Annotated in this window: 5 protein-coding genes and 1 pseudogene; all 6 read left to right on the top strand. The window is 71.9% G+C overall.

Annotated elements, in window-relative coordinates:
• On the top strand, positions 1 to 498 hold a 498-nt coding region (locus IH13_RS0131805), incomplete at its 5' end, for a helix-turn-helix transcriptional regulator (protein ID WP_158791442.1).
• 35 nt (positions 499 to 533) lie between these two features.
• Positions 534 to 866, top strand: a complete 333-nt coding sequence (locus IH13_RS0131800) for a chorismate mutase (RefSeq protein WP_031089836.1) — start codon at positions 534 to 536, stop codon at positions 864 to 866.
• A 210-nt stretch (positions 867 to 1,076) separates the two neighbouring features.
• Positions 1,077 to 1,838: an aminotransferase class IV gene (locus IH13_RS39075; protein ID WP_324605208.1), complete on the top strand. Its 762-nt coding sequence runs from the start codon at positions 1,077 to 1,079 to the stop codon at positions 1,836 to 1,838.
• Between the two features lie 255 nt (positions 1,839 to 2,093).
• Positions 2,094 to 4,658, top strand: a complete 2,565-nt coding sequence (gene pepN / locus IH13_RS0131790) for an aminopeptidase N (RefSeq protein ID WP_031089833.1) — start codon at positions 2,094 to 2,096, stop codon at positions 4,656 to 4,658.
• A 554-nt stretch (positions 4,659 to 5,212) separates the two neighbouring features.
• Positions 5,213 to 6,596: pseudogene (locus IH13_RS39070) on the top strand (pyridoxal phosphate-dependent decarboxylase family protein).
• Positions 6,593 to 8,029, top strand: a 1,437-nt coding sequence (locus IH13_RS0131780; protein WP_031089831.1) for a lysine N(6)-hydroxylase/L-ornithine N(5)-oxygenase family protein, incomplete at its 3' end; no start/stop codon positions are given. The pseudogene IH13_RS39070 and the gene IH13_RS0131780, both read left to right, overlap by 4 nt.

Genomic DNA, 8,029 nt, shown 5'->3' with positions numbered 1-8,029 from the left:
GACGCCCCCCGCGCCGCCATCGGCCGCATCGTGCAGGCCGCCCACCGCGCCCACCCCCTCCAGGAGGTCGAGGCCGGGGCCGCGGTCCACGAACTCCTCGTCTCCCTGCGCCGCTCCCGCGCCGACGTCGCCCCCGACGGCGACCCCGTCCTCAAAGCCCTCGCCCGCGACGCGTTCCGGCCCCTCACCGTCGCCGAACACGCCGCCCGGCACCAGATGACCCCCGCCGCACTGCGCACCGCCGTGCGCCGCGGAGCCGGCGTCGGCCCCAAGGAGTACCTGCTCACCATCCGGCTCGGCCGGGCCAAGGAACTCCTCGCCGCCACCGACCTCCCCGTCGCCGCCGTCGCCCGCAGCGTCGGCTACGACGACCCGGCCTACTTCTCCCGGCTGTTCGCCCGGCGCACCGGCACCGCCCCGGTCCGCTTCCGCGAACAGCAGGGACGCGGCACACCGGACACCCCGCCCGGCCACGGTCCGCACCCCGGACACCCGTGACCGGGCCCCCTCCGGTGCGTCTAAGCTCGACCACCATGAACGCCATCGACGAGCCCGTACGGGCGGAGCTGAACCGCCTGCGCGAAAGCATCGACAACATCGACGCCGCGGTCGTCCACATGCTCGCCGAACGCTTCAAGGCCACCCAGCAGGTCGGCCACCTCAAGGCCGAACACCACCTGCCGCCCGCCGACCCGGCCCGCGAGGCCCGGCAGATCGACCGGCTGCGCCGGCTCGCCGAAAGCGCCAAGCTGGACCCGGCGTTCGCCGAGAAACTGCTCAACTTCATCGTCGCCGAGGTCATCCGCCACCACGAGCGCATCGCCGAGCAGTCGGCGGGGGAGCCGTACGGGACACCGGGCGCCTGAGCGCGGCCGTCGACTTCACCGGCTATCCGGCGTTCGTTCTCTCCCACCACCCGTCCACCGAGGACGCCGAGGAATTCCATCGCGACCTCGAACGCCGCATCCGCATCGACTACGCACCGACAGGGGCCGCACAGTGACCACCCGTCCCTCGACGACCGCGACGGCGGGATCTGGCTCGACGGGCAGTTCGTTCCCTGACGCGACGCCCGCCTGCACGTCCTGACCCACGGACTCCACTACGGCGGCGGAGTCTTCGAGGGCGAACGGGTCTACGACGGTCACGTCCTCAAACTGACGGAGCACACACGGCGGCTCCACGAGTCGGCGCGGGAGCTCGGCTTCCACATCCCCTTCTCCACCGCGGAGCTCGACGAGGCGACGCTCGAACTCGTCCACAGGCAGGGCATCGGCAACGGCTACGTCCGGCCTGTGGCCTGGCACGGAAGCGAGCAGATCAGCGTGACCGGCGCCGGCACCCTTGTCCACGTCGCCATCGCCACCTGGCAATGGCCGCATGTCTTCTCGGCCGACGCCAAGGAACACGGGATCCGGCTGGGCACCTCGCGCTGGCGGCGCCCCGCACCGGACACCGCACCCGTGCGGGCCAAAGCGGCCTTCCTGTACAACATCTGCACCATGGCCCGCGACGCCGCCGACCAAGCCGGCTTCGACGACGCGTTGCTGCTGGACTACCACGGCCATGTCGCGGAGGCCACCGGGGCCAACCTCTTCCTCGTCAGCGGAGGCGAGCTGCACACACCGACCGCCGACTGCTTCCTCGCCGGCATCACCCGGCAGACGGTGCTCGATCTGGCCCGCGACATCGGCATCCCGGCAGTCGAACGGCACATCCTTCCGAGGAACTCAGCAGCTTCGACGAGTGCTTCCTCACCGGCACGGCCTACGAGGTCCAGCCCGTCCGGGCCATCGACACACACCAGTTCCAGGTGGGCAAGACGACCATCTCCCTGACGGAGGCGTACACCCGGCTCGTCCACTCGCCTTGACCAGCCTCTTCCGGCGCCACGCCGATCAGGTCAGCGGAGCGCACACGTTCCCACGCCCCACCGCCGACCGGACCCGCGCCACCTGGGAGCACCCCGAAAGACCGGACAGCCGCCACACGCGCATCGCCTCCGCGGAGCCCCGCACACCACACGCCACCCCGCCCGTCAGCCCTGCGAGAACCTCCTCCCCACCCCGGAGCCGTTACGGCAGCATGGGCCCATGTCCGTACTGACGCGCGAAGAAGCGCAGACCCGTGCCCAGCTCATCGACGTACACCGGTACACCGTCGACCTCGACCTCACCACGGGCGAAGACACCTTCGACTCCCGGACCACCATCCGGTTCACCACCCGTGCCACCGGTGACACCTTCGTCGAACTCAAGCCGGAGACCCTGCACGCGCTCACCCTCGACGGACAGCCCCTCGACCCCCGCCACCTCGACGGCAACCGCTACCCCCTGCACCAGCTCACCGCCGGCCCCCACGAACTCACCGTCGACGCCACCATGCGCTACTCCCGCACCGGCGAGGGCATGCACCGCTTCACCGACCCCGCCGACGGCGAGACCTACCTCTACACCCAGCTCTTCCTCGACGACGTCCAGCGCGTCTTCGCCGCCTTCGACCAGCCCGACCTCAAGGCCGTCTTCGACCTCACCGTCACCGCACCCCACGGCTGGACCGTCCTCGGCAACAGCACCGCCGAACGGACCGGCGACGGCCGCTGGACCCTGGCCACCACCCCACCCGTCTCCACCTACCTCGTCGCCGTCGCCGCCGGACCCTGGCACTCGATCACCACCCACCACGCCGGCATCCCCTTCGGCATCCACTGCCGCCGCTCCCTCGCCCCCCACCTCGACACCGACGCCGACGAGATCCTCGGGGTCACCCGCGCCCTCTACGACCGCTACCACGAGAAGTTCGACGAGCCCTACCCCTTCGACTCCTACGACCAGGCGTTCGTCCCCGAATTCAACGCCGGTGCCATGGAGAACCCCGGACTCGTCACCTTCCGCGACGAATTCATCTACCGCTCCGCCGTCACCGACACCGAACGCCAGACCCGCGCCATGGTCATCGCCCACGAGATGGCCCACATGTGGTTCGGCGACCTCGTCACCCTCACCTGGTGGGACGACATCTGGCTCAACGAGTCCTTCGCCGAGTACATGGGCTACCAGACCCTCACCGAAGCCACCCGCTTCACCGACACCTGGACCGACTTCGGCGTCTCCCGCAAGGGCTGGGGCTACGACGCCGACCAGCGCCCCTCCACCCACCCCGTCGCCCCCGACGCCGTACCCGACACCGCCTCCGCCCTCCTCAACTTCGACGGCATCTCCTACGCCAAGGGCGCCTCCGCACTACGCCAGCTCGTCACCTGGCTCGGCGAGAAGGACTTCCTCACCGGCATCAACACCCACTTCGCCCGCCACAAATTCGCCAACGCCACCCTCGCCGACTTCGTCGACAGCCTCGCCACCGCCACCGACCGCGACGTCCACACCTGGGCCGCGAGCTGGCTCCGCACCACCGGCCCCGACACCCTCACCGCACACACCGAGGACACCGGCCACCACTGGAACCTCACCGTCGGCCACCACGGCAACCGCCCCCACCGCATCGCCGTCGGCACCTACGACCACGCCCTCGACACCCGCTCCGGCACCAGCCGCCTCGTCCTGCGCGAACGCTTCGAGACCGACGTCCCGCAGAACGGCAGCGGCACCCCCACCACCCGCCCCGGCCGCCGCCCCGACCTCGTCGTCCTCAACGACAACGACCTCACCTACGCCAAGATCCGCCTCGACCCCGCCTCCTGGGACACCGCCCTCACCCACCTCAGCGGCATCCCCGACCCCCTCACCCGCGCCGTCGTCTGGAACACCGCCCGCGACATGGTCCGCGACGGCGACCTCCACCCCACCGCCTACCTCACCGCCGCCCGCACCCACCTCCCCCACGAAACCGACCTCGCCCTCGTCCAAGGCGTCCTCACCTTCGCCGCCACCCACATCGCCGATCGCTACCTCACCCCCGGCGAACGCCCCGCGGCCCTGTCCGGCATCGCCTCCCTCTGCCGCGACCTCCTGCGCCGCACCGAAGGCCTCACCGCCAAGGACTGGGAAGCCGGCGCCCGCACCACCGACCCCGGCCTCCGCCTCATCGCCGTACGCCACTTCATCGACGCCGCCACCCACCCCGACGCCCTGCAGGACTGGCTCGACGACGGCACCGTCCCCGGCGGACCCGGACTCGACCCCGAACTCCGCTGGCGCATCCTCACCCGCCTCGCCGCCCTCGGCGCCACCGACGAAACCACCATCGCCCGCGAACTCGCCGACGACCCCAGCGCCACCGGACAGGAAGGCGCCGCCCGCTGCCGCGCCGCCCTCCCCACCCCGGAAGCCAAGGCCACCGCCTGGAACGCCCTCTTCCACGACGACACCCTGTCCAACTACCTCTTCGCCGCCACCGCCCAGGGCTTCTGGCAACCCGAACAGGCGGAGCTCCTCCACGACTACGTCCACCGCTACTACCCGGACGCCACCGCACTCGCCGCCCGCCGCGGCCCCGCCATCGCCGAAGCCGCCGGACGCAACGCCTTCCCCGCCCACGCCGTCGACGCCGACCACCTCGCCACCGGCACCGCCGCACTCGACGACCCCGCACTGACCCCCGCGCTGCTCCGCAAACTCACCGACCAACTCGACGACCTGCGCCGCGCCTTGGAGGTACGCGAAGCCCACCGCCCCGCCCCGGCGACCGAGACCCCCTGAGCCACCCGCGGCACCCGGCCCACCCACCAGGAAACCCCGGCGCCGGTCCATCCCGCTCCCCACCGTGCCCGGCCTCCCACCGACCAGGGAGACCGGGCACGGTCGTACGAAGAGCGCACACTGATAGCAGCGAAACGCCCCCGCAGGCCACCGACCCGAACACCAATACCCCTTACCGGTCCCACTCGTTGGGCTCGTAGAGCCTGCCGGGCGGCCCCCGGCCGGGCGGCCCCCGGCCTGGCACACACCCGGGCGTCGCCGAAACGCCCTGGTAGCTCAGCTACGAGGACGGACCGGCGCCCCGCAACCCCCGCACCAGACCGCGTCCGCACTCCGACCGAAGAACACCCGACAGGCCCTCGGGCCACCACACGAAACACAGACCCCACCCGACCCGACCGCCCCACCACGCAACGCGCTCCCCACCCCACATGCGAAGGGGTGCGGCGCCCCCCGCCCCGCCCGACCCGACCAACCGACCCGACCACCCCGCGCGAAACGCGTCCCCGACGCCGTACCCACCGCCCCGACCGACCCGAAGGACCCCACCCGCCATGCCCATCCCGCCCCTCGCCGGAGGCATCGCAGGCCCCACCCACCTGCGCCCCCTCCTCGACACCGTCCTCACCGCCCTCCACGACGGCGCCACCCGCCGAGACGGCCCCCTCCCCGCAGGAGGACCCGACACCGTCACCCACCACACCCACACCCGCACCGGTCCCCTCATCCCCGACCAGGGCACCGGCGCCCACCACGCACTCCGCACCCTCGTCACCGCACTCACCGAAGGCGCCGCCGACCCCGCACACCCCCACTGCGCCGCCCACCTCCACACCCCGCCCCTCGCCCTCGCCGCGGCAGCCGACCTCGCCGCCTCCGCCCTCAACCCCTCCATGGACTCCTGGGACCAGGCCCCCGCCGCCTCCACCCTCGAAACCGCCCTCACCGCAGCGCTCGCCGCCGAGATCTACCCCCACACCCCCCGGCCCGACGCCGTCGTCACCACCGGCGGCACCGAAGCCAACCAACTCGCCCTCCTCCTCGCCCGCGAACGCCACGGCCCCATCCAGACCGTCTGCGCCGCCAACGCCCACCACAGCATCACCCGCGCCACCTGGATCCTCGGCCTCCCACGCCCCGTCGTCATCCCCGCACCCCGCGGCGTCATGGACCCCACCGCCCTCCACGACGCCCTCGCCACCCTCACCGGCCCCCTCCTCGTCGCCGCCACCGCCGGCACCACCGACACCGGCCGCATCGACCCCCTCGACCACATCGCCGACCTCACCACCACCCACGGCGCCGACCTCCACATCGACGCCGCCTACGGCCCCCACCCACCGCCACCTCCTCGACGGCCTCCACCACGCCCACAGCGTCACCCTCGACCTCCACAAACTCGGCTGGCAACCCGCCTCCGCCGGCATCCTCGCCGTCCCCCACCACGACGACCTCGCCCCCCTCCACCACCACGCCCCCTACCTCAACGCCGACGACGACACCGACGCCGGCCTCCCCGACCTCCTCGGCCGCTCCCTCCGCACCACCCGACGCCCCGACGCCCTCAAGATCGCCGTCACCCTCCAGGCCCTCGGCCGCGACGGACTCGCCGACCTCATCGACCGCACCGTCACCACCGCCCACCACCTCGCCGACCTCATCGACCAGGACCCGGGGATGGAGCTGTACGACCGCCCCACCATCAGCACCGTCCTCTTCCGCCCCACCCACGCCGACGACACCACCGTCGCCACCATCCGCCGCACCCTCCTCACCCAAGGCCACGCCGTACTCGGCCGCGCCCACACCGACGACCGCCTCTGGCTCAAAGCCACCCTCCTCAACCCCCACACCACCCGCCAAGACCTCCAGAACCTCCTCACCCTCGTCAGCCACGCCCACACCGGCGCCACCACGGAAGGCAGCACCCCCCGATGACCGACCGGACCACCCCCGACGGCAACCGGCCCCACGACCTCATCGGCATCGGACTCGGCCCCTTCAACCTCTCCCTCGCCGCCCTCGCCCACAACATCCCCGGCACCCCCCTCACCACCGCCTTCTACGAACAACGCCCCGCCTTCCACTGGCACCCCGGCCTCCTCATCGACGGCGCCACCCTCCAAGTCCCCTTCCTCGCCGACCTCACCACCCTCGCCGACCCCACCAGCCCCTGGACCTTCCTCAACTACCTCCGCACCCACGACCGCATCTACCCCTTCTACTTCGCCGAGCAGTTCCACATCCACCGGGCCGAATACGACGCCTACTGCCGCTGGGTCAGCGAACAACTCCCCACCACCCACTTCCACCACCGCATCGACACCATCCGCTGGAACCCCGACCACGCCCACTTCGACGTCGACTACACCCGCCTGGCACCCGACGGCGGCACCGCGACCCCCGGCCGCACCCACACCCGCAACATCGCCCTGGGCGTCGGCACCGAACCCTTCGTCCCCGAACCCCTGCGCCCCCTCGCAGACGCCCCCGGCACCCCCGTCATCCACTCCGCCGACTACCTCCACCACCGCGACACACTCCTGCGCGCCGACCACATCACCGTCATCGGCAGCGGCCAGTCCGGCGCCGAGATCTTCCTCGACCTCCTCCGCGCACGCCCCCACGGCGCCGAGAAGATCCACTGGCTCGCCCGCACCCAGGCCTTCGCCCCCATGGAGTACTCGAAACTCGGCCTCGAACACTTCACCCCCGACTACACCCACTACTTCCACGCACTGCCCGAACACGTACGCGACGCCCTCGTCCCCCAGCAATGGCAACTCCACAAGGGCATCGACACCGACACCATCGCCGCCATCCACGACGAGCTCTACCGGCGCACCCTGCACGGCGGCTGGCCCGACACCACCCTCACCCCCGGTGTCACCGTCCGCGCCGCGGCCCGCCCGGCCGGCGAGAACACCCGCATCGAACTCCACCTCGAACACACCCAGCAAGCCACCCGCACCCGCCTCACCACCGGCGCCGTCGTCCTCGCCACCGGCTACCGCGAACGCCCCCTCGACACCCTCCTCACCGGCATCGCCCCCCACCTCCGCCGCGACAGCCGGGGGCGCCCCCGCATCGACACCGACTTCCGCCTCGACCTCGACCCCGCCATCACCGGCAACATCTACGTCCAGAACGCCGAACGCCACACCCACGGAGTCGGCGCACCCGACCTCGGCCTCGCCGCCTGGCGCAGCGCCACCATCCTCAACAACCTCACCGGCACCAGCCCCTACCGCCTGCCACAGCGCACCGCCTTCACCACCTTCGGCCTCACCCCCCACCCCGCACCCCGCGTCCCCGCCCAGCACACCCCCGACGCCCCCATCCACCACCGCCCCTGTCTCTTATACACATCT

Origin of the sequence: Streptomyces sp. NRRL WC-3549 (genome assembly GCF_000721935.1) — a bacterium.
GTDB lineage: Bacteria > Actinomycetota > Actinomycetes > Streptomycetales > Streptomycetaceae > Streptomyces.
This window is presented reverse-complemented; position numbering and strand designations above follow the sequence as displayed.

What these genes read in the sequence shown, in the direction of transcription:
- pepN (WP_031089833.1), top strand. Translation starts at nt 2,094, where the DNA reads ATGTCCGTACTGACGCGCGAAGAAGCGCAGACCCGTGCCCAGCTCATC.
- IH13_RS0131800 (WP_031089836.1), top strand. Translation starts at nt 534, where the DNA reads ATGAACGCCATCGACGAGCCCGTACGGGCGGAGCTGAACCGCCTGCGC.